The organism is Myxococcales bacterium (assembly GCA_016720545.1).
Taxonomy (GTDB): Bacteria; Myxococcota_A; Polyangia; order Polyangiales; family Polyangiaceae; genus JAAFHV01.
Genome location: JADKKK010000013.1, coordinates 118,185 through 138,511, shown reverse-complemented (window position 1 = coordinate 138,511; position 20,327 = coordinate 118,185). Strand labels below are relative to the sequence as shown.

Annotated in this window: 14 protein-coding genes and 2 pseudogenes; 5 read left to right on the top strand and 11 right to left on the bottom strand. The window is 71.8% G+C overall.

Going from position 1 to position 20,327, the window contains the following annotated elements:
- Window positions 1-17: 17 nt before the first annotated feature.
- From IPQ09_22170 to IPQ09_22145, 6 genes and pseudogenes are all read right to left on the bottom strand, one after another.
- On the bottom strand, window positions 18-698 hold the full coding sequence (locus IPQ09_22170; protein MBL0196881.1) for a Uma2 family endonuclease: 681 nt from the start codon (window positions 696-698) through the stop codon (window positions 18-20).
- 201 nt (window positions 699-899) lie between these two features.
- Window positions 900-1,569 (bottom strand): annotated as a pseudogene (locus IPQ09_22165) (Uma2 family endonuclease).
- A 282-nt stretch (window positions 1,570-1,851) separates the two neighbouring features.
- Window positions 1,852-2,469 carry a Uma2 family endonuclease gene (locus tag IPQ09_22160; GenBank protein MBL0196880.1) on the bottom strand — a complete coding sequence of 206 codons (618 nt, stop codon included), beginning with the start codon at window positions 2,467-2,469 and terminating at the stop codon, window positions 1,852-1,854.
- A 334-nt stretch (window positions 2,470-2,803) separates the two neighbouring features.
- Window positions 2,804-3,514 (bottom strand): Uma2 family endonuclease, encoded by a 711-nt coding sequence (locus IPQ09_22155; protein MBL0196879.1) that lies wholly within the window; start codon window positions 3,512-3,514, stop codon window positions 2,804-2,806.
- A 226-nt stretch (window positions 3,515-3,740) separates the two neighbouring features.
- A complete protein-coding gene (locus IPQ09_22150; GenBank protein MBL0196878.1) occupies window positions 3,741-7,286 on the bottom strand; it encodes a DEAD/DEAH box helicase in 3,546 nt (1,181 codons plus the stop codon).
- 64 nt (window positions 7,287-7,350) lie between these two features.
- The gene (locus tag IPQ09_22145) at window positions 7,351-8,379 is read right to left on the bottom strand and encodes a hypothetical protein (protein ID MBL0196877.1); all 1,029 of its coding nucleotides are present in this window, start codon (window positions 8,377-8,379) and stop codon (window positions 7,351-7,353) included.
- Window positions 8,380-8,464: 85 nt separating this feature from the next.
- On the opposite strand from IPQ09_22145, the gene IPQ09_22140 reads away from it, so the two are divergent.
- Complete coding sequence (locus IPQ09_22140; GenBank protein MBL0196876.1) at window positions 8,465-8,827, top strand: TraR/DksA C4-type zinc finger protein; 363 nt, start codon at window positions 8,465-8,467, stop codon at window positions 8,825-8,827.
- A 74-nt stretch (window positions 8,828-8,901) separates the two neighbouring features.
- On the opposite strand, the gene uvrA is transcribed toward IPQ09_22140, so the two are convergent.
- Window positions 8,902-11,919: an excinuclease ABC subunit UvrA gene (uvrA, locus tag IPQ09_22135; protein MBL0196875.1), complete on the bottom strand. Its 3,018-nt coding sequence runs from the start codon at window positions 11,917-11,919 to the stop codon at window positions 8,902-8,904.
- Window positions 11,920-12,890: 971 nt separating this feature from the next.
- Between uvrA and IPQ09_22130 the strand changes: the two genes are divergently transcribed.
- Window positions 12,891-13,169 carry a hypothetical protein gene (locus IPQ09_22130; GenBank protein ID MBL0196874.1) on the top strand — a complete coding sequence of 93 codons (279 nt, stop codon included), beginning with the start codon at window positions 12,891-12,893 and terminating at the stop codon, window positions 13,167-13,169.
- A gap of 41 nt (window positions 13,170-13,210) precedes the next feature.
- On the opposite strand, the gene IPQ09_22125 is transcribed toward IPQ09_22130, so the two are convergent.
- Complete coding sequence (locus tag IPQ09_22125) at window positions 13,211-14,011, bottom strand: hypothetical protein (protein MBL0196873.1); 801 nt, start codon at window positions 14,009-14,011, stop codon at window positions 13,211-13,213.
- A gap of 88 nt (window positions 14,012-14,099) precedes the next feature.
- Between IPQ09_22125 and IPQ09_22120 the strand changes: the two are divergent.
- Together IPQ09_22120 and IPQ09_22115 are read left to right on the top strand one after the other, a co-directional pair.
- Window positions 14,100-15,319, top strand: a pseudogene (locus IPQ09_22120) (PLP-dependent transferase).
- A gap of 131 nt (window positions 15,320-15,450) precedes the next feature.
- Window positions 15,451-16,029: a hypothetical protein gene (locus tag IPQ09_22115; protein MBL0196872.1), complete on the top strand. Its 579-nt coding sequence runs from the start codon at window positions 15,451-15,453 to the stop codon at window positions 16,027-16,029.
- Between the two features lie 65 nt (window positions 16,030-16,094).
- On the opposite strand, the gene IPQ09_22110 is transcribed toward IPQ09_22115, so the two are convergent.
- Complete coding sequence (locus IPQ09_22110) at window positions 16,095-17,327, bottom strand: KUP/HAK/KT family potassium transporter (protein MBL0196871.1); 1,233 nt, start codon at window positions 17,325-17,327, stop codon at window positions 16,095-16,097.
- 402 nt (window positions 17,328-17,729) lie between these two features.
- Between IPQ09_22110 and IPQ09_22105 the strand changes: the two genes are divergently transcribed.
- Window positions 17,730-18,713 carry a serine/threonine protein kinase gene (locus tag IPQ09_22105; GenBank protein MBL0196870.1) on the top strand — a complete coding sequence of 328 codons (984 nt, stop codon included), beginning with the start codon at window positions 17,730-17,732 and terminating at the stop codon, window positions 18,711-18,713.
- Between the two features lie 31 nt (window positions 18,714-18,744).
- Here IPQ09_22105 and IPQ09_22100 read toward each other — a convergent pair whose 3' ends face one another.
- Window positions 18,745-19,278, bottom strand: coding sequence for a hypothetical protein (locus IPQ09_22100; protein ID MBL0196869.1), 534 nt, complete (start codon window positions 19,276-19,278; stop codon window positions 18,745-18,747).
- A 137-nt stretch (window positions 19,279-19,415) separates the two neighbouring features.
- Window positions 19,416-20,201, bottom strand: a complete 786-nt coding sequence (locus IPQ09_22095) for a phosphatase PAP2 family protein (GenBank protein ID MBL0196868.1) — start codon at window positions 20,199-20,201, stop codon at window positions 19,416-19,418.
- Window positions 20,202-20,327 lie beyond the last annotated feature (126 nt).

The window sequence follows — 20,327 nt, the reverse complement described above, 5'->3', positions numbered from 1 at the left end:
TCGGCGAGCGAGGCCTCTCACGTCACGGGGCGACCGTCGGGGCGGGCGAAACCGTGCGGGCGCGGGGTCACCGCAGCCGCTCGCGGAGCCTTGCGAGCTCGGCCTCCGCGGCGTCGGCCCTCGACCTCTCCGCGGCGAGGCGGCGCTCGTCGGGAGTGGGCACGAGGCTCGTCCCGTCCTCGTCGTCGGCGAGGCGCAGGGCCGCCTCGAGCCGGAAGATCGCGGGGAGACCCTCGGCCAGGTACGGCGCGACCACGAACCACTTGCGAAGCACGACGCTGAAGGTGCTCTCCTTCTCCCACGACGCGCTCCACGAGGTCCCCCTTCACCGACTCCCACGCGCGAATGCGCGCGCCGACCGGCGCGTCCGCGTCGAACACCACCACCTCGAGCACTCCCATGGCCCCGAACCGCTCGAGCTTCTCCTGGAGCGTCTGCTTCTCTTCGGTGTCCGACGGGCTCAGGATCTCCACGCAGAGATCCGGGGCGCCCCTCTCCCAGGTCTTCCACGAGGTGATCGCCTGCGCGGGCACGCCGAGCTTCACGAACGCGTCCGGCGCGCACTTTCGACGTGGGTCTTGCGGGTCGAAATAGACGAACTGGTCCGCCCCGACCGCCGCGTGCTCGCCGGGGAGCACCCCGCACAGCAGCTGATACAGCACCTCGCACAGCCGCAGGTGTCGATGACTCTGGCCCATGTCCCACTCCGGATCGCTGGCAGGGAAGAGGTTCGATCGTCATAGGGGACATGGTAGGCCACCTCGCCGCGGGCTGCATGGGGTGCGGCTTGCAGGGCGTGTGCCGGGCCCCAGGGCGCGAAGTTTCTCGGTCAGCCCGCCCCGAGCCCTCGTCACGGCCGCCACACCGGTGTCCGGGGACGGCCGGTCAGCCCGAGGTCGTCACCCTCGCCGCCCGCGGAGCCTCGCGAGCTCGGCCTCCGCGGCGTCGGCGCGGGCGGCCTCGGCGGCTGCGCGGGCGGCCTCGGCGTCGGCGCGGGCGGTCTCATCGGCGAGGCGGCGCTCGTCCGGAGTGGGCACGAGGCTCGTCCCGTGCTCGTCGTCGGCGAGGCGGAGGGCCGCCTCGAGCCGGAAGATCGCGGGGAGACCCTCGGCCAGGTACGGCGCGACCACGAACCACTTGCGAAGCACGACGCTGAAGGTGCTCTCCTTCTCCACGACGCGCTCCACGAGGTCCCCTTCACCGACTCCCACGCACGAATGCGCGCGGCGACCGGCGCGTCCGCGTCGAACACCACCACCTCGAGCACTCCCATGGCCCCGAACCGCTCGAGCTTCTCCTGGAGCGTCTGCTTCTCTTCGGTGTCCGACGGGCTCAGGATCTCCACGCAGAGGTCCGGGGCGCCCCTCTCCCAGGTCTTCCACGAGGTGATCGCCTGCGCGGGCACGCCGAGCTTCACGAACGCGTCCGGCGCGCACTTTCGACGTGGGTCTTGCGGATCGAATAGACGAACTGGTCTGCCCCGACCGCCGCGTGCTCGCCGGGGAGCACCCCGCACAGCAGCTGATACAGCACCTCGCACAGCCGCAGGTGTCGATGACTCTGGCCCATGTCCCACTCCGGATCGCTGGCAGGGAAGTGCAGCGGCCGGATCGGGCGGACGTACTTCACGTCCGGACGAGTGGACTTCCCTGAGTGACCAGGGTCGTCCCGACGCAGAGGTTCGATCGTCATAGGGGACATGGTAGGCCACCTCGCCGCGGGCTGCATGGGGTGCGGCTTGCAGGGCGTGTGCCGGGCCCCAGGGCGCGAAGTTTCTCGGTCAGCCCGCCCCGCGCCCTCGTCACGGACGCCCGCCCGGGTGTCCGGGGACGGCCGGTCAGCCCGCGGTCGTCACCCTCGCCGCCCGCGGAGCCTCGCGAGCTCGGCCTCCGCGGCGTCGGCGCGGGCGGCCTCGGCGGCTGCGCGGGCGGCCTCGGCGGCTGCGCGGGCGGTCTCTTCGGCGAGGCGGTGATCGTCCGGAGTGGGCACGAGGCTCGTCCCGTGCTCGTCGTCGGCGAGGCGCAGGGCCGCCTCGAGCCGGAAGATCGCGGGGAGACCCTCGGCCAGGTACGGCGCGACCACGAACCACTTGCGAAGCACGACGCTGAAGGTGCTCTCCTTCTCCACGACGCGCTCCACGAGGTCCCCCTTCACCGACTCCCACGCGCGAATGCGCGCGCCGACCGGCGCGTCCGCGTCGAACACCACCACCTCGAGCACGCCCATGGCCCCGAACCGCTCGAGCTTCTCCTGGAGCGTCTGCTTCTCTTGCGTGTCCGACGGGCTCAGGATCTCCACGCAGAGGTCCGGGGCGCCCCTCTCCCAGGTCTTCCACGAGGTGATCGCCTGCGCGGGCACGCCGAGCTTCACGAACGCGTCCGGCGCGCACTTTCGACGCGGGTCTTGCGGATCGAAATAGACGAACTGGTCCGCCCCGACCGCCGCGTGCTCGCCGGGGAGCACCCGCACAGCAGCTGATACAGCACCTCGCACAGCCGCAGGTGTCGATGACTCTGGCCCATGTCCCACTCCGGATCGCTGGCAGGGAAGTGCAGCGGCCGGATCGGGCGGACGTACTTCACGTCCGGACGAGTGGACTTCCCTGAGTGACCAGGGTCGTCCCGACGCAGAGGTTCGATCGTCATAGGGGACATGGTAGGCCACCTCGCCGCGGGCTGCATGGGGTGCGGCTTGCAGGGCGTGTGCCGGGCCCCAGGGCGCGAAGTTTCTCGGTCAGCCCGCCCCGAGCCCTCGTCACGGCCGCCACACCGGTGTCCGGGGACGGCCGGTCAGCCCGCGGTCGTCACCCTCGCCGCCCGCGGAGCCTCGCGAGCTCGGCCTCCGCGGCGTCGGCGCGGGCGGCCTCGGCGGCTGCGCGGGCGGTCTCTTCGGCGAGGCGGTGATCGTCGGGAGTGGGCACGAGGCTCGTCCCGTCCTCGTCGTCGGCGAGGCGCAGGGCCGCCTCGAGCCGGAAGATCGCGGGGAGACCCTCGGCCAGGTACGGCGCGACCACGAACCACTTGCGAAGCACGACGCTGAAGGTGCTCTCCTTCTCCACGACGCGCTCCACGAGGTCCCCCTTCACCGACTCCCACGCACGAATGCGCGCGCCGACCGGCGCGTCCGCGTCGAACACCACCACCTCGAGCACTCCCATGGCCCCGAACCGCTCGAGCTTCTCCTGGAGCGTCTGCTTCTCTTCGGTGTCCGACGGGCTCAGGATCTCCACGCAGAGGTCCGGGGCGCCCCTCTCCCAGGTCTTCCACGAGGTGATCGCCTGCGCGGGCACGCCGAGCTTCACGAACGCGTCCGGCGCGCACTTTCGGCGCGGATCCCGAGGATCGAAATAGACGAACTGGTCCGCCCCCACCGCCGCGTGCTCGCCGGGGAGCACCCCGCACAGCAGCTGATACAGCACCTCGCACAGCCGCAGGTGTCGATGACTCTGGCCCATGTCCCACTCCGGATCGCTGGCAGGGAAGTGCAGCGGCCGAATCGGGCGGACGTACTTCACGTCCGGACGAGTGGACTTCCCTGAGTGACCAGGGTCGTCCCGACGCAGAGGTTCGATCGTCATAGGGGACATGGTAGGCCACCTCGCCGCGGGCTGCATGGGGTGCGGCTTGCAGGGCGTGTGCCGGGCCCCAGGGCGCGAAGTTTCTCGGTCAGCCCGCCCCGAGCCCTCGTCACGGCCGCCACACCGGTGTCCGGGGACGGCGCTTCACCCTGCCTTCGCCCCGCTACCCGCGCGTCTCGGGCCACAAGTACACGAGCCCCACCGGCACGAGGCGCCGCCGCAACACTTGGTACGAGGCCTCAATCTGCGGAGGCTCGGCGCGCCGCTCTGCCTCCAGGGCGACGAGCCTCTCGCGCATGGCCCGGCGCTCGTCGTTCCACTGCCCACGCTCACGCTTGGCCGTCGCGTCGGTCTCGTCCGGCTCGCTCAGCAAGAGGGGCATCTGCGTGTCGTCGAGCCTCCGCTGGATGGCCTCGCGCTGCTCGTCGAGGATGCGCACGAGCGCGATGGACTCCTCCTTTCCCCGCAGCGCGAGCGCTTGCTCGGCCTTCTTCGCGAGGTCTTCCGCCTCCGCCGCCACGTCGACCCACATGCGCGCGAAGTCGCCCTGGGCCGAGGCCGCGAGCTTCTGCGCGACGGCGGGGGGCACGTCGTTCCGCGTGCTGTTCTGCCCGTCGCTCCGGCTCCCCCACAGCCCCTCGAGCTCGTCGAGGAGGCGCTGCTCCTTCTCCTCGTCGTAGCGCTCGAGGTGGCCGTCTTCTTTGGACTCGAGCCAGTCCGCCGCCACGCTCACGAGCTCATCGTGGAGAATGCGCGCGCCCTCGCCGAAGAGCGAGAGGCGACCGAAGCACACCGCGCGCGGCATGGCGCCCTTCGCGCGCACCACGGTCACGCGGCCGAGATCGTGGGCCGAGTGCCCCTGCGCCCGAAAGCGGGAGAGAATGCGGAGCACGAGCGGGTGCGCGAGGTGGAGGTGCGCCGACGCGTCGCCGTAGAGCACGGGGGGCTCGAACACCACGGGCAACAGGGGCTTTCGTCGCCAGTCCCAGAGCGACTCGTCGCGACGGCGCCCTACCCGGACGGAGTCGAGGGTCTCGGTCCAGCTCGCCGGGAGCGGAGGCAACGTGTAGGCGCCTTGGACCCCCGACACGGGAATGAGCCCGCTCGTCCCCGCGAGGCGGAGCCCCTGGTCGACGAGCTCGGCGAGCGCCTCGGCGGTGAGCCGCAGCCCCTCGCGCGAGCGCTCGAGGGCGCGCGCCGACGCGTCGGTCTCTCTCTTCAGCTTGGCGAGCGTACGGGTCTGTTCGAGCTCGCGCTGCGCCACCTCGGCCCGCGCGGCCCGCTCGCCCACCTTCGTGAGCTTGTCGACGAGGCGCTCGGTCTCGCCGGAGATGCCCGCCTCGAGCGCGCGCTCGACCGCGTCGTCCAGCACCGACGAGAGCGAGCCGAGCTCGCTACGAATCGTGACGACCTTGTCCATCACCCGCGCCAGGACCAGGTCCTCCTTGCGATCGGGATAGACGAAATAGTGACAGCGCACCTCCGGCGCCGGCTGAAGAGTCCTGTCGATGCGCCCGTTCCGCTGCTCCATGCGCCCGGGATTCCAGGGCAAATCGAAGTGAAACAGATCCGCGCAGTGCGCCTGGAGGTTCAGGCCCTCGCGCGCCGCGTCGGTGCACAAGAGGATGCGCACCGGCTCCTCGCTCGGAGGCGCGTTGAACGCGCGCTGCACCTCTTCGCGCTGGTCCTCCCCGAGGGAGCCCGTGAGCTCCAGGATGTGGTCCTCCGGGCGCGGCAGGCCTTCGAGCGCGCCGAGCAGCGCCTCGCGGAGCATGCGCAGCGTGTCGACGTATTCGGTGAACACGATCACGCGGCGGGTGCCCCAGGAGAGCCTGCCCGCCTTGGTCGACGTGCCGCCCACGCAGAGGTTCTCCTGCACCCATCGAATGAGCGAGAGGGTCTTGTGGCAGGGCTGCGTGCGCGCTCGCCGCGCGACGGCGCGGAGCTCCTCGAGCACCTCGCGCGCGCGCCCATCGAGCGCCCCCGAGCGCCGGCTCGCGAGCTCCGTGGCCTCGTCGAGGCGTTCGAGGAGCACGTCGTCCGAGACCTCCTCGCCCGCGTCCTCGCCCGCGTCGTCCGCGTCTCTGTCCGCGTCTCCGTCCGCCGCGCCCTCGAGGTCGTCGTCTTCCTCGTCGGCCGCGACCCCGGCCCGCTCGGCCACGCCCTGCGCGTGTTTCTCCACCGTCCGCGCGAAGGCCTCGACCGACGACAAGAGCCGCTTCTGGAGGCTGATGAACGGGAAGCGCCCGCGCCCCTTCTTGGGGGCGGCGAGGGCGGTGTATTCGGCCAGCAGCTCGGAGAGCCGGACCTCTACGCACTCCTCGGTGCCCACCGAGACCCGCACCACCCGCCGCTCGGGGAAGGTGCCGGCGCCGTCGAGCGAGCGCAGGTCCGACTTGAGCCGGCGCACCATCACCGGCTCGAGCTCCTTGTCGGAGGTGATCGGGACGCCCCGCGTGAAGCGCTGGTTGTCGAGCAGCTCGAGCAGCGCCGAGAAGCTATTCGAGTGTCCGTTGTGGGGAGTCGCAGAGAGGAATAGACGATTCTCGAACTTGGGCGCGAGCTCGCGCGCGGTCTTGGTGATCTTGGAGTCGACCGCGTACCGGAGGGAGGTCGCGGGAGCGACCGTGTGGGCCTCGTCGAGGATCAGCAGCGACTTCTTGCGCCGCTTCCCGAGGAACTGGAAGAGGGGCTCCTTCACCTCGGGGCGTCGCAAGAGGGGATACGTGAGGATGAACCGCGCGCTCGTGGAGAAGGGCAGCACCGAGAAGCCGCGCTCGCGCCGTCGACGCGCGACGAACGCCCGGCTGTAGATCTCGAAGGTGAGGCCGAAGCGCCGCTGCATCTCCGCCTTCCACTGGAGGGCGACCGACGCGGGGCAGACGATGAGCATGAAGTCGACGCGCTGACGGAGGGCGAGCTCGGACGCGACGAGCCCCGCCTCGATGGTCTTCCCGAGCCCCACGTCGTCGGCGATGAAGAGGTTCGCGCGGGGCAGCGCGAGCGCCTTGCGGAGCGGCGTGAGCTGGTGGTTGAAGAGCTTTATCCCCGCGCGAAACGGCGACTGAAGCCGCGTCGCGTCCGCCGCGGTGACCTTCGCCCAGAGGAGCGCGTGGTAATACGCCGCGAACGCGCGCGGCGGGTCGAGCGTGGCGGCGCCGCCGAGGCCCTCGGTGTGCGGCTCGACGACCTTCGCGCCGAGCTCTCGCTCCCAGACGAGCTCGGCGCGCCGACCCGAGTCGTCGTCGTCGAGGCACACGACCGAGACGCGTGTATGCGACGGCTGAGACAGCGGCGCCGGGTCGTCCGCCGGGGGAGAGGGCGCGGAGATCACGTCGAGGACGAGCCACTGCCGGTGCCGCGCGCGCACAAGGGCACCGGGCTTGAGGGCGGACGCGGGGCCGGTACCGAAGAGCGCGGAGGGCGGCGTCGAGTCCTTGTCGCCCAGGGCCTCGAGGAGGCGGGCGGCCAGCTCAGCGCGGGACCTCCCGTCGAACGGCAGCTCAAGGACCCGGCACGCGGCGCGGAGCTCGTCCCGAAAGAGCCGCTCGGCGAGCACGCGCGGCGTGAGCTTCCCGGACGCGCCGAGCAGCGCGGCCAGCGAGGCCTGCGTGCTCGACGTCGGGACGCGCACGTCCTGCGCGAGGGCGAGCTGGCGCAGGCGATCCTTGGGGAGGACGGAGAGCAGGCGCGTCGTGTCGGCGGACATGGCCGGCGAGGGTATCACCGTGGCCGGCGCGCCTCGCGCGTAGCGCGCTGTGCCCGCGCCTCCTTCAGACGCGCCGCTTCGGGGCCGCCTTCGCCACGTCGCGGAGAAAGCAGCGGTCCTCCACGTCGAGCGCGGCGCGGACGGCGCGCGAGCTCTCGACGAGCCGCTTGGTCACCGGGTCGTGGTAGCCGCTCGCGTCGGGCAGCTCGGGCGCGTGCGCGCGCAGGTACCGGAGCACCTGCGCGGTGAGCCTGTCGCGCGCCCACTTCCCCACGAGCGAGGCGAGGCCCACGAGCACGTGCGTCGCGTCGGCGTCTTGCACGAACGCGATCTCGCCCAGGTCGGGGAAGGCGTAGCGGCTCTCGGTGCGGCCTTCGGCGAGCGTCACGTGGAGGCGCCCCGCGAGTGGCCCGAAGTGCGGGCTGTAGTAGTCGTAGCCCCCTACCTTTCCGCACACGGCGTAGACCGGCTCGCCGGCGCGCGCGCGCGCGTCGAGCACGTGGCGCTCCATCGCGTGGAGGTCGACCGTGAAGCGCGACGTGCCGCGCGCGGCGGCGTCGTTCAGCCGGCGGTTGCAGAGCGCGATGAGCCGCGCCGAGGTGAGCTCGATGCCGCGCCGCGCGAGCGCCGCGAGGTCGCGCGTGCACTGGTCGACGTGCTCGACCTCGGAGGTGAACGCGTCGCCGTCTCGGAAGCAGAGGTCGCGATGCTGCGCGGGGCAGGGGGCGACGAGCGCGTCTCGCGCGTCGAGCGAGAGCCGCTGAAAGAGCTCCTCGGGCGACGCAGGATCGGGGCCCTCGAGCCGCGCGAACGCCCGCGCCCACGCCTCGCCGAGCGCCGCGTGCCCGTAGCCCACGAGCGCCTTCGAGTCGCCCACGCGCTCCGCGAGCGGGCCGCGGAGCTTGCGGCTCGCGAGGCGCTCGCCCGCGGGCGTCGCGCGCGCGAGCACCGCGGTGACGACCAGCGGCCCGAGCAGCGGGCCGAGGCCGTTCTCGTCGACGCCGACGAGAGAGACAGCGCGCGCGCGCGTCGCGGGGGCTTGGCCCCTTGATCGTTGCGCCGGAAGTCGACCGTTGACCTGGGGACTGGACATGCTTACCGTGTTTCGCCCCCGAATGCGGAGGGGACCGTGTTCTCCCTAGGCCGTTGTGCGCAGGGTCGGAAAGGTTGGTTCGGGCATGAACAAGCAGCAGCTGAAGAAGTTCAAGACCCTCCTGGTCGAAAAGCGAGACGAGATCGTCAAGAAGGCGAAGCAGACCCTCGAGGAGGACATGTCGCTCGACTCGAACGACCTCCCCGACGAAATGGACCTCGCGTCGAGCGAGTACCTGCAGAGCTTCACGTTCCGCCTCCGCGGCCGCGAGAAGGTCTTCCTCGATAAAATCGAGAAGGCGCTCCGCAAGGTCGAGGACGGGTCGTTCGGCACCTGCGAGTCGTGCGAGGAAGAGATCGGCGTGAAGCGCCTCGAGGCTCGACCGGAGACCACGCTCTGCATCCGCTGCAAGGAAGACCAAGAGCGGCAAGAGAAAGACTACTCGTAGCGCCGAGCTTCGCGCCTGGCCCGATTCCGCGCCGACGACGCCGGGCCTCGGTCCGTAAATCAACAGGCTGCTAGCTAGGGGCGCCGCCCGTGACCCGCCGCACCGGCCGAGGTCGCGGGCTTTGCCTTTGTGCCGGTCTTCTTCGCGCCGGCGCGCTTCCCTTCCGCCTGCGTGCCTGCGCGCGCGAGCACGGGCGCGAGGTAACGCCCGGTGTGCGACGTGGGGTGGGCGGCGATCGCCTCGGGCGTGCCCACCGCCACGATCTGGCCGCCGAGCTCGCCGCCGTCCGGGCCCACGTCGACCACCCAGTCGGCGCACGCGACGACGTCGAGGTTGTGCTCGATGACGACCACGGTGTTGCCCAGGTCGGCGAGCCCCTGAAGGGCCACGAGGAGCACCTCGATGTCGCCGAAGTGGAGGCCCGTGGTGGGCTCGTCGAGCACATAGAGGGTCTGCCCGGTCGCGGTGCGGGCCAGCTCGCGCGCCAGCTTCACGCGCTGCGCCTCGCCGCCCGAGAGGGTCGTCGCCGCCTGCCCGAGGGTGAGGTAGCCGAGGCCGACCCGCGCGAGGGCCTCGAGGCGGACTCGCACGTTGGGGAGGGTGTCGAAGGTGGCGAGCGCGGCCTCGACGGTGAGGTCGAGGGCGTCGGCCACCGAGAGTCCTCGGTACTTTACTTCAAGAGTTTCGCGGTTGTAGCGCCGCCCTGAGCAAGCGTCGCAGGTCACGAAGAGGTCGGGCAAGAAGTGCATCTCGACGCGCAGGACGCCGTCGCCCTGGCAGGCCTCGCACCGCCCGCCCTTCACGTTGAACGAGAAGCGCCCGGGCTTGTAGCCGCGCGCCCGGGCCTCCGGGAGCGACGCGTAGAGCTCACGGAGCAGCGCGAAGACGCCGGTGTAGGTGGCCGGGTTCGAGCGCGGCGTGCGGCCGATGGGGGCCTGGTCGATGCTCACGACCTTGTCGACGAGGTCGAGGCCGAGCACCTTGTCGCAGTCGCCGACGGCGCCCTGCGCGCCGTACTTCACCGAGCGAACGGCCGGCAGCAGGGTGTCGACCACGAGGCTCGATTTGCCCGAGCCCGAGACCCCGGTGAAGCAGGTGAAGAGGCCGAGCGGGACGTCGACGTCCACGTTCTTCAGGTTGTGCGCGCGCGCCCCGACGATCGAGAGGTGACCGCTGCGCGCCTTCCGTCGCGCCGCCGGCAGGGAGAGCGCGCGGTCGCCGGAGAGCCACGGCCCGGTGACCGAAGCCGGGTTCGCCATGAGCTCTGCCGGCGTGCCCTCGGCGACGACGTGGCCGCCGTGCGCCCCGGCGCCGGGGCCGAGGTCGACCACGTGGTCGGCCGCGAGGATCGCCTCGCGGTCGTGCTCGACGACGAGCACGGTGTTGCCGAGATCGCGGAGGCGGAGCTGGGCCTCGATGAGGCGCGCGTTGTCGCGCGCGTGGAGCCCCACCGACGGCTCGTCGAGCACGTAGAGCACGCCTACCAGCGCGGCTCCGATCTGCGTCGCGAGGCGGATGCGCTGGCCTTCGCCGCTGGAGAGCGTCTGCGCGCTGCGGTCGAGCGAGAGGTACCCGAGGCCCACCTCCACGAGGAAGCCGATGCGGGCGCCGATCGCCTTGAGGAGCGGCTCGGCGATGGTCCGCTCGCGGGGCGTCAGCGCGGCCGCGTCGGACTCGAGGTCGCGCACGAGGGCCGCGAGGCGGTCGAGCGGCAGCGCGCCGAGGGTGGTGATGTCGCGGCCGGCGAGGCGCACCGCGAGCGCCTCGGGCCTCAGTCGAAGGCCGCCGCAGGCGGCGCACGTGCGCACCTCGGAGAACCGCCCGAGCTCGTCGTCGGCGATGGCGCCCTCGGTCTCGTCGGGCTCCGCGTCGTCGCCGCCGTCGCGTTCTCGCGTCGTGAGCGACTGCCCGGCGAGCCTGGCCTCGAGCCGCGGGACGATCCCCTCGTACGCGGTCGTCGCCGCCTGCTTCTTGCTCTTTGACTGTCGCGTGGTCGCGCTCGCGCTCGCGCTGTCTTTCTTGCTCGACGCGGGGTCCACACCGAACAGCAGCGCCTCGCGGTGCGCCTCCGAGAGCTGCTGCCACGGCACGTCGGCGTCGACCGAGAGGGCCGCGGTCGCGCGGGCGCACTCCATCGCGAGGGCGACGCTGCCGCGGCGGCCCCACGCGAGCACGACGCCCTCGCGCAGCGTGCGGTGAGGCTCGCCGATGACGCGCCGAGGCTCGATGGCCGTGCGAGCGCCGAGGCCGTCGCACGAGGGGCAGGCGCCGTGGGGGCCGTTGAACGAGAAGAGCCGAGGCTCGATGGGCGGCAGCGAGACGCCGCAGTCGACGCACGCGAAGCGCTCCGAGAGCCAGAGCGGCGCGCCTTCGGCGGGGAGCGCGGGGAGCACGAGGAGGCGGCCCTCGCCGAGCTTCAGCGCGAGCTCGACGCTGTCGGTGAGCCTGCCGAGGACGCCCTCCTTCAGCACGACGCGGTCGACCACCACGTCGAGGTCGTGGGGCCTCGAGCGGTCGAGCGCGAGGTCGTCGCCGAGGTCGACGAGCTGGCCGTCGATGCGCGCGCGCACGAAGCCCTCTCGCCGCAGGCGCTCGAGCTCGAGCTTGAGCTCGCCCTTGCGCGCGCGGCAGATGGGCGCGAGCAGCGACAGCCGCGAGCCCTCGCCGAGCCCCGCGATGCGGTCGGTGATCTGCTGGACGGTCTGGGCCTCGATGCGTTTTCCGCAGCTCGGGCAGTGGGGCACACCGACGCGCGCGAAGAGCAGCCGCAGGTAGTCGGCGATCTCGGTCACCGTGCCGACGGTGGAGCGCGGCGAGCGAGAGAGCGGCCGCTGCTCGATCGCGATGGCCGGCGAGAGGCCGTCGATCCGCTCGACGTCGGGCTTGCCGAGCTGCTCGAGGAACTGCCGCGCGTAGGCCGAGAGCGACTCGACGTAGCGGCGCTGCCCCTCGGCGTAGATGGTGTCGAACGCGAGCGACGACTTGCCCGAGCCGCTCGGGCCCGTGAAGACGACGAGCTTGCCGCGAGGGAGCGACAGCGAGACGTTCTTCAGGTTGTGCTCTCGCGCGCCCACGACCACGAGGCGGTCCATGGTCACTTCAGTTACCATGCTTCGCGGCGTGCCGCGAGCGCCCGTACGCGCAAGTCGTTGAAAAGGAACGGAGAGTCGTCGCGGCGCTGCCTAACCTTGCGGTGGTGGTGGGGTCGACCCGAGGAACGCCGCGCATCCGAGATGGCGAGCAACACCTCGCCCAGCATGCGGCCCCGATCGTCCCACGAGGCGTCCCCGATATCCTGCTACCGCTAATTCCAGTCTATGCTCTGAGGGGTCGAACATGAAGCTAGTCGGCAATCAATACTGGGTTCACGGGCCGTTGGTCTTTGCTCCTGCGACGCTCGCCGAGCGTGTGGCGCGGGAGTTTGCGAAGGCGAACCCGGTTTTCAAAGCGCTCCGGCAGCAAGAAGAGACCGAGCTGGTCGGCCCGCGGATCGCGTCCCTCTTCGGCACGAAGGCGCTGCTGCTGCCAGGGGGCACTCCGACCGGCTGGGTCCCGATGGACGGCGGTGGGGTGCTGCTGCGTCCGCACAGGAAGCTCCGCCCGCGGAAGCCCGAGTCTTTCGTCGTGAGCGAGAAGCTCGCCGACGCCCTCGAGGTCGGGAGCGACTGGGTCCTCTTCGACAGCGCGTCGGAGGCACAAGACGGCTCGGCGGAGGCGCAGGCCCGTACGAACGCTCTGCCGGTGCCCCTGGCGCCTGGGCGGTACGTCGTCGAGTACAGCACCCCGGCGCCGCTCTACATGCTCGAATACTCCGCGGTGCGCCTGCTCCTCGAGGGCGCTGCGGCTCCCGTCGCGGTCAAGCCGCGCACGAAGTCGGGGTTCGCCGTCGACGCCGCGATGAAGAAGCAGGCGAAAGCGCTCCGGTTCCTCGAAAGCGAGGGCGGCCCCTTCGTCGCGTTGCCGCTCGCGTCACTACCGCAGTGGCGCGGGATCGAGCCGAGCGAGCCCCCCCCCCCCCCCCCCCCCCCCCCCCCCCCCCCCCCCCCCCCCCCCCCCGGGCCCGCTGGTCTTCATTCACTGGGTCGGTGCCGACTCGGCGGTCGACCTGCTCGCGGCGCTCCAGCACGCCAAGCGGTGGAAGCGCAGCAAGACGCCTTTCGAAACAGAGGGGCCGCTGGCGCTCATCGACTCGGGCGACGCAGGTCGGCGGCTCGGCAAGCGCAAACAGCTCGAGGTGCCGCTCACCAAGGGCGTGTACGACATCGACACGATCGAGGTGCAGGGGAAGGTCGAGGGGGGCGGCGAGGTCATGGCCGGCTTCACGCGGCTCACGCGGCGCTGATCGCGCGTCCGCCGCGGCCCCTAGCTAGCTATAGCTAGGGCTCAGCGCCCTTCGCAGGAGGCCTCGTACTTTCGCTGACAGCGCTGCTGGAAGCAGAGCTCGCACTCGCCGCGGCCCTTGTCGGCGCAGCCCCTGCACGCGGTCTCGTAGCACTGCTCGACCGTCCCTACCGCGAGCGCGGAGGAGGCGGCCATGGCGGTCGTGCAGCGGCACTCGCACGCGGCGTCGCCCTTGCACCCGCGGTAGCATGCGAGGGTCGCCTCGCATCCCGCGGTGCCCCCGGGGCTCGCCGGCGCTCCGCAGGTCTTGCGGCTCGCCTCCTCGAACCCGCAGAAGGCGATGTTCTCGCACGTGGGGCCGCGCATCATCAGGCAGCCGACGAGGGGGCCCGCGTCGCACCGCGTAGACCACGTTGGATCGCCCTCGAAGCCGCAGGCGACGCCGAGCTTCCCCGCCTCGATGCAGGCGGCCCGCTTCGCCGGAGGCGGCCGGCGATCGCCACACGCCCCGAGGATCGCCCGAGCGCCCACGTCGGAGGCGGCGTGCTGCCGCTCGAGCCGCTCGCGGACCTCGGCGGCCGTCTGCGCCTGCGACGCGGCGGCGACGGTCTCGGCCGTGAGCCGCTGGCCTTGCTCCTTCCCGAGCTTGCCCGCGTCTCGCGAAAGAACGGCGCGCACGCACGTCACGTAGTCGGCGACCGCCTCGCTCACGCACGCGCCGTCGAGCGTCGCGCGACCGGCCGGGCACCGCGCCTCCACGGGGCCCTTGGGAGCACACGCCGCGCTCGCGACGCAGGACAGGACGCAGCCGACACACCAGCGGGTGAAGAGCCCAGATCTCATCGCAGGAGTTTCGATCGAAGCGGGCCGCGCGAGAAGAGAAGAAGGGAGCCGCGAACGGCGCTACCTTCCTCGCGTGATCGATCCGGCCTTGCCTTACGATGTCACCCTCGCCCGGCGCCGCGAGGCGCTCTCGACCCTCGTCGTGCACGCTGGCGAGGCGGCCGATCCCCACACTGGCGCGCTCGACGTGCCCATCGTGCTCTCCTCGGCGTTCGGCTTCTCGAGCGCCGAGGAGGCCGCGAGCGCCTTCCAAGGGGAGAGCGACGCGTACATCTATGGCCGCTGGCGGAGCCCCACGCTCGAGGCCCTCGAGGCCAAGCTCGCGGCCCTCGAGGGCGCCCCGGCGGCGTGCGCGACCTCGAGCGGGATGGCCGCGATCGCGGGGGCTGTGCTCTCGCTCGTGACCTCGGGTGAGCACGTGGTCGCGCCGCGCGCGATGTACGCGGAGTCGGCCCGGATGCTGCGCGAGCGCCTCCCGCGGCTCGGGATCACCACCACCTTCGTGGACTCTTCGGTCGAAGCCTACGAGCGCGCGATCACGCCGGCCACGCGGGTGCTCTACGCGGAGACTCCGCAGAACCCCACGCTGGGCCTGCTCGACCTGCGCGGGCTCGCGGCGGTCGCGGCCGCGCGTGGGCTCACCCTGGTCGTCGACGGCACGTTCGCGACGCCCTTCTGCCAGTCGCCGCTCGCGCTCGGCGCGCACCTCGTCGTCCACAGCATGACGAAGGCGCTCTCGGGGCACGGCGACGTGATCGCCGGGCCATCGTAGGCGAACAGGCCGCGGTCGAGCGCGCGCGTGAGCTCGTGGTGAAGGGCTTCGGTGGGGTGCTGTCGCCGTTCTCCGCGTGGCTCGTGCTGCGGGGGCTCCGCACCTTCGCGCTGCGCCAGGAGCAGGCCTGCCGCACCGCGCATGCCCTCGCGCGGGCGCTCGCCGCCGAGCCGCGCGTGGCCAGGGTGAACCACCCCTCGCTGGCCCAGCACCCGGACCACGCGCTCGCGCTCGCGCAGATGCACGCCTTCGGCTCCCTGCTGTCGTTCGAGCTCGTCGGCGACGAGGCGACCGCGTGCGCCCGCGGCGCGCGCCTCCTCCAGGCCGTGAAGATCGCCACGCACGCCGTGAGCCTCGGGGACGCGCGCACGCTGGTGGTGCACCCGGCCTCGACCACCCACTCCACGATGCCCAGCGACGCGCGCCGGCTCGCGGGCATCTCGGGCGGGCTCGTGCGGGTGAGCGTGGGCCTCGAGGGCGAGGGTGATCTACTCGCCGATCTGCGCCAGGCGCTCGACGCCGCGTTCGCGGGGTGAGCCCGGGCTGATTTTTGGCCGTAGTCGAAGGCCGATCGCGTCGAAGTCGGTATGCCACAGAACGCGAAAAGCCGCGAGAAACGCGGCTTTCGAATGAGAGAACCTCGAAGTGAGCCCCGCAGGGGCGAACGGTGGCCGATGGCGGCCCCGAGCCGAAGGCGAGTTGGCGCCATGAACGAGAGGACCGTGCTACCTGTCACGCCCATCTCCGACTGCACGGACGCCGTGCGCTCTACATCTACCTCCTGTCGGCCGACAACGATCTGCTCCGGTTCGATCCCGCGTCGATCACGCTGAAGACCATCGGCAAGGTCGCTTGCCCGACCTTCTACTCCCCGAACTCGATGGCCATCCATCACCGCGGCGTCGCCTATGCCGGCTTCACCGACAGGACCGTCATCGGCGTCCAGCGGTGGGATGGCCAGATCTTCACGATCTCCACTTCGACCGCGGAATGCAGCGCCACCTCCTATGTCGCGCAGCGTGGCTTCGCGCTCTCGGTCGACCAGTGTTCGAAGGTGGAGCTCTTCCTCGCCTCGAACGACTGCAACAACGGCGTGGTGCCGGCGGGGCTCGACTACGCGGCGCAGGTGAAGAACCGAGGACAACCGCCGAGCGTGACGATCTTGCCGAACGTGGGGCACTCGATGCAGGCGAACCCCGCGGGCGCCGCGGCGATCGAAGCGGCGATGGTGGCGAGCTGCAAGTAGCGCGGGAACGCTGCGTCTCAGACCGTGCAGTCGACGGCGCGGGCGCCGGTCGCCCGGGCGCGGCCCTACTTCAGTCGCACGGGCAGGATCTCGGTCGAGAGCTGAACCTCGTCGCCGAGGCCGTAGTAGTAATACGCGGGCGTCGAGATCTGGCGGAGCAACGAGAAGAGACGGAGCCTCGTCCGTGCGAACGCTCCGGCGTCCTTGGCGGGCATCGCGTTCTCCTGAGAGGCGTGCACGATCCACTTGTGCGGATTCGCGGGGAGGTCGATCTCGTGGTGACCGGCGAGGTCTTCGAGCACACGCTCGACGTTCGGATCTTCCATGAACCCGAAGACCATCGTCACGCTGACGATGCACCCTCGATCGCTCGAGCGCTGGAACAGAGTCACGTGGTAGCGCGCGTCGCGCACGTACGGCACCTTGCGGTGGACCACCTCGACGAAGATGAGGTTCTTCGGGAGGATGCCCCCCCAGCGATCCCATAGGAGCTGCATCAGCGCGGGCGAGTTGTCGTCCACGGAGCGCAGCGGCTTGGGGACCATCACGATCGCGTTGCGGTCGAAGAGCGTGGCGCTCTCCTTCAGCGCGATGAGCTCCTTCATGGTCATCGTGCGCTTGCCCGAGTAGGCCGCGAACGTGGCCTTGCGGCCCCAGCGCCACGTGGTCATCACGCCGAAGAGCATCACGCCGAGGCCGAGCGGGATGAAGCCCCCCTCGAAGAATTTGAGCGAGTTGGCCGTGAGGAACGCCGCGTCGACGACGCCCGGCCGCCCCCCGCCCCCCCCCCCCCCCCCCCCCCCCCCCCCCCCCCCCCCCCCCCCCCCCCCCCCCCCCCCCCCCCCCCCCCCCCCCCCCCCCCCCCCCCCCCCCCCCCCCCCCCCCCCCCCCCCCCCCGCAGCCAGCGTCCACCCGGCCCCGCCGCGGGCCGCCGGCCCCCCCCCCCCCCCCCCAACCCCCCCCCCCCCCCCCCCCCCCCCCCCCCCCCCCCCCCCCCCCCCCCCCCCCCCGCCGCCGCGGAGCCCGTAGAGCGCGAAGGTGCCGCCTTCGCCGTCGTTGTCGGCGCGCACGAAGAGCAGGTACTTGAAGAGGACAACGAGCGTGATGGTCCACAGGACGAGCGAGATGCAGCCGACGACGTTCTCCTTCGTCGACGGCACCGCGCCGTGCCCGAAGAAGACCTCGTTCACCGCGTAGAGCGGAGAGGTGCCGATGTCGCCGTACACCACGCCCATCGCGCCAATCGTGAGAGCGAGGACGCCTCCGTGGGGCGCGTGTTCTTTCTGGGCTTGGGTCATTCGCGGGCGCGTCCTGGACCGTGTTGGGTTGGCATCACGCGGGGGCGCCCCGCGGAGCACAGGCGAGGTTACTACAGCGTCCGCCCACCGGTCGTGGAGCCAGACCCTCCCCGGGGCGGCGCTCCTCGACCTGCGGCGTGACGCGACGGAGTTGACGCGACGGAGTCGACCTGACGACGCGGAGTCACCGAGCGCTCGCTCGACGCCGTGTTTGGGTCAGCCACACGGCGCCGCGAAGGACCTCGACCACCTCAGCCTCTTCGCGCGCTCCGCGAGCGGCGCGCCGTCGAGCCGTCGACGTCCCCGCCCCTCGAAACCTCGCCGCCCGAGCGGCCGCGCGAGCCGGCGTACGCACGTCGGTCAGCGCCCTCGCCGCGCGCGCGCGCGCTCCACGAGGGGAAGGTGGCGCGGCTCACGCTCCACTGCGAGGCCCCGTGCTCCGCGATGCTCGACGCTGCGGCCCGCGCCCTCGATACCCCGATGTACGTCACCGGGCGGCACGTCGTGAGCTGGCGGCTCCGTGATGGCTCGGCGGCCACGAGCGAGCTTGACGTCTCCCCTGGCACCGCGAGCAGCCAGCACGGCGCGTTCGTCGACGGAGGCTGCCTCGTGAACCTCTCCGGCGACGACTCGGCGGCGCGCCTCTCCGACCGGTACGAGCTCTTGTTCAAGCTCGCGAGCGGCGGCATGGGCTCGGTCTTCGTCGGTCGCGCGCGCGGTGCGCTCGGCTTTCGTCAGCTCGTGGCCATCAAGCTCCCCCATCCCCACGTGCTGGAGGACCCCAACGTGCGCACGGTGCTCGTGAACGAGGCGCGCGTCGCCTCGTCGATTCGCCACGCGAACGTGGCCTCGGTGCGCGACGTGGAGGTCGCCGGCGAACAGGTGCTGCTCGTGATGGACTACGTCGAAGGCGGCGCCCTCTCGGAGCTCATGGCGAGCACCAAAGGCGCTATCGATCCGAGGCTCTCGCTGCGCATCGTGCTCGACGCCTGCGCCGGGCTCCAGGCCGCGCACGAGGCCACCGACGACCGCGGCCGCGCCCTCGACGTGGTGCATCGCGACGTGTCGCCCCAGAACATCCTCGTGGGCCTCGATGGCCTCGCGCGGGTGACCGACTTCGGTGTGGCGAAGTGCGCCAGCGCGTCGATCGAGCCGCCCGCGACGGCGCCGCCGACCGCGCCCGCGCCGAGCACGGCGCATGCCCCCGAGCGGAGCACCAGCTCACCTGCCGTGAGCGCTCCCAAGGCAAAGCCCCACTCCGCCGTGGCACCGAAGGGGGCCCCGCCGCCCGCGAGCGCGCCCGCCGTCGCCCCCTCCACACCCGCGCCAACGCCGCCCGCGGCGCCCTCCGCGTCGTCCCGGCGGAACCCGTACCTCACGCCCTGAGTCACCGCGCACGTCGTGTCCCGCGCCGCGGTCAGGGCGCAGAGAGCGCCGCCGTCAGCTTGGGGTCGCGCATCAGCGCCTGGGTGACCCTGCCAGCGTCGAAATTCTTGATGGCGAAAAGATCTGACTTAAGCGCAGGGCCCGCGTTCTTCGGCATCGCGTACACCATGCCTGTCACGAGCGCCTTCGAGTCCGGGTTGTTCGCGTTGCAGTTGGTGAAGATCTGCACGCCGAGCGCGACCGACGCGCTGTTCGGGTCCTCGATCACCGCCACGCCCAGCGCCTCCATCGCCTTCTTCGCGCGCTCGATCTGCGCGGCGACCATCTTCTTGACCTCGTCCTCGGTCGGGTCGCGCGGGCACGCGGCCACGGGGTCGGGCACGAACGCGACGCTCGCCCGCTTCCAGGCCTCGGGCAGCGGCTTCGCCAGCGCCGCTTCCATCGAAGAGACCGACTCGGCGTCGTTCATCTCGTAGCCCGCCTTGGACGAGGGCGTCGCGGGCTCAGGCGCGCCGCAGGCGAGCACGACGAGCGGGGCCAAGCAGAGGAGGAGACGAGTCATCATTCCCAAGACGTAGCAAGTCCACGCAGCGACGCTCGCTGCTTTCCCCTCGTAGAGGCAACCAAGGCAAATCGCGCGCGGCCGCGCGGCGCGAGATCGCGGAAGGGCGCCCCAGATCTCGATGCCACCTCGACGGCGCTCTAGATCGGCGAGGGGAGGGTGAGCGAGAAGATCTGGCCGCCCGGCACGGACGCGCTGCCTAGCACCGCGCGCTCGAACATCGGCCGGTGGAACAGCAGGGGGATCCCGGCACCGACGAGCGCGCCCACGAGCATGCCTCCGACGACGTCGGTGAAGTAGTGACGATCGGCGGCGATGCGGAGGTACCCCGTCGCCGCCGCGAGCGGCAGGCCGACGGCCCACACGGCGGGCGCCGCTCGGTAGCCCCGCGTCGAGGCGATCGTGCCCGCCGACGTGGCGAGGGCGAACGTGAAGGTGGTGTGCCCCGAGAAGAACGAGACGTTGTTGTCGGCGGGGCTCGGCGTGGTGGCCTTCGCGTCGGCGGACAGCGCGTGCGCATACGGTCGCTCGCGCGCGAACGCGACCTTGGCGATCGCGTTCAGGGCCATCGCGACGCTGGTCGCCTCCGCGACGAGCAGCGAGTTGAGCGGGATGTCGCCCGCGCGATCCGCGTCGGCCGCCGCCAGCGCAGCGAGACCCAGGGTGACGACGGGCGCCCCGACCGCGAAGCCGTCGCTGACGGTCCGCGAAGGCGCGGGGTCCGCGCGCACCCACGCCGCGCGCACGCTGGCGTCGAGGGCGTTCGAGTCGCACCAGCGGCACGCGCGGGTGAGCGAGCCGGCGGCGAGGTTCAGGCCGATCGCGGTGCCCGCCGCGGCCAGCGTGACGGGGATGTCCACGCGCAGATCGTGGCGGAGATCTCCGCCCGCCGGCTCGGCCGCGCACGGCGGCGCCCGCAGCGCCACGGCGAGACCAAGCGCGACCGTAAAGGCCGGGTGCGCGACGAAAGCGACCTCGAACCGCCCGCGTCTCCGCGCACGAAGCGGATTGCTGCTTGACGCGAGGGCCGCCCGTGGCAATCGTTCGCCCGC

Excerpts from the sequence above, each read along its gene's own strand:
- IPQ09_22170 (MBL0196881.1), bottom strand. The coding sequence starts at position 698 with ATGGGCCAGAGTCATCGACACCTGCGGCTGTGCGAGGTGCTGTATCAG.
- IPQ09_22150 (MBL0196878.1), bottom strand. The coding sequence starts at position 7,286 with ATGTCCGCCGACACGACGCGCCTGCTCTCCGTCCTCCCCAAGGATCGC.
- IPQ09_22110 (MBL0196871.1), bottom strand. The coding sequence starts at position 17,327 with ATGACCCAAGCCCAGAAAGAACACGCGCCCCACGGAGGCGTCCTCGCT.
- IPQ09_22140 (MBL0196876.1), top strand. The coding sequence starts at position 8,465 with ATGAACAAGCAGCAGCTGAAGAAGTTCAAGACCCTCCTGGTCGAAAAG.
- IPQ09_22100 (MBL0196869.1), bottom strand. The coding sequence starts at position 19,278 with ATGATGACTCGTCTCCTCCTCTGCTTGGCCCCGCTCGTCGTGCTCGCC.
- uvrA (MBL0196875.1), bottom strand. The coding sequence starts at position 11,919 with ATGGACCGCCTCGTGGTCGTGGGCGCGCGAGAGCACAACCTGAAGAAC.
- IPQ09_22125 (MBL0196873.1), bottom strand. The coding sequence starts at position 14,011 with ATGAGATCTGGGCTCTTCACCCGCTGGTGTGTCGGCTGCGTCCTGTCC.
- IPQ09_22145 (MBL0196877.1), bottom strand. The coding sequence starts at position 8,379 with ATGTCCAGTCCCCAGGTCAACGGTCGACTTCCGGCGCAACGATCAAGG.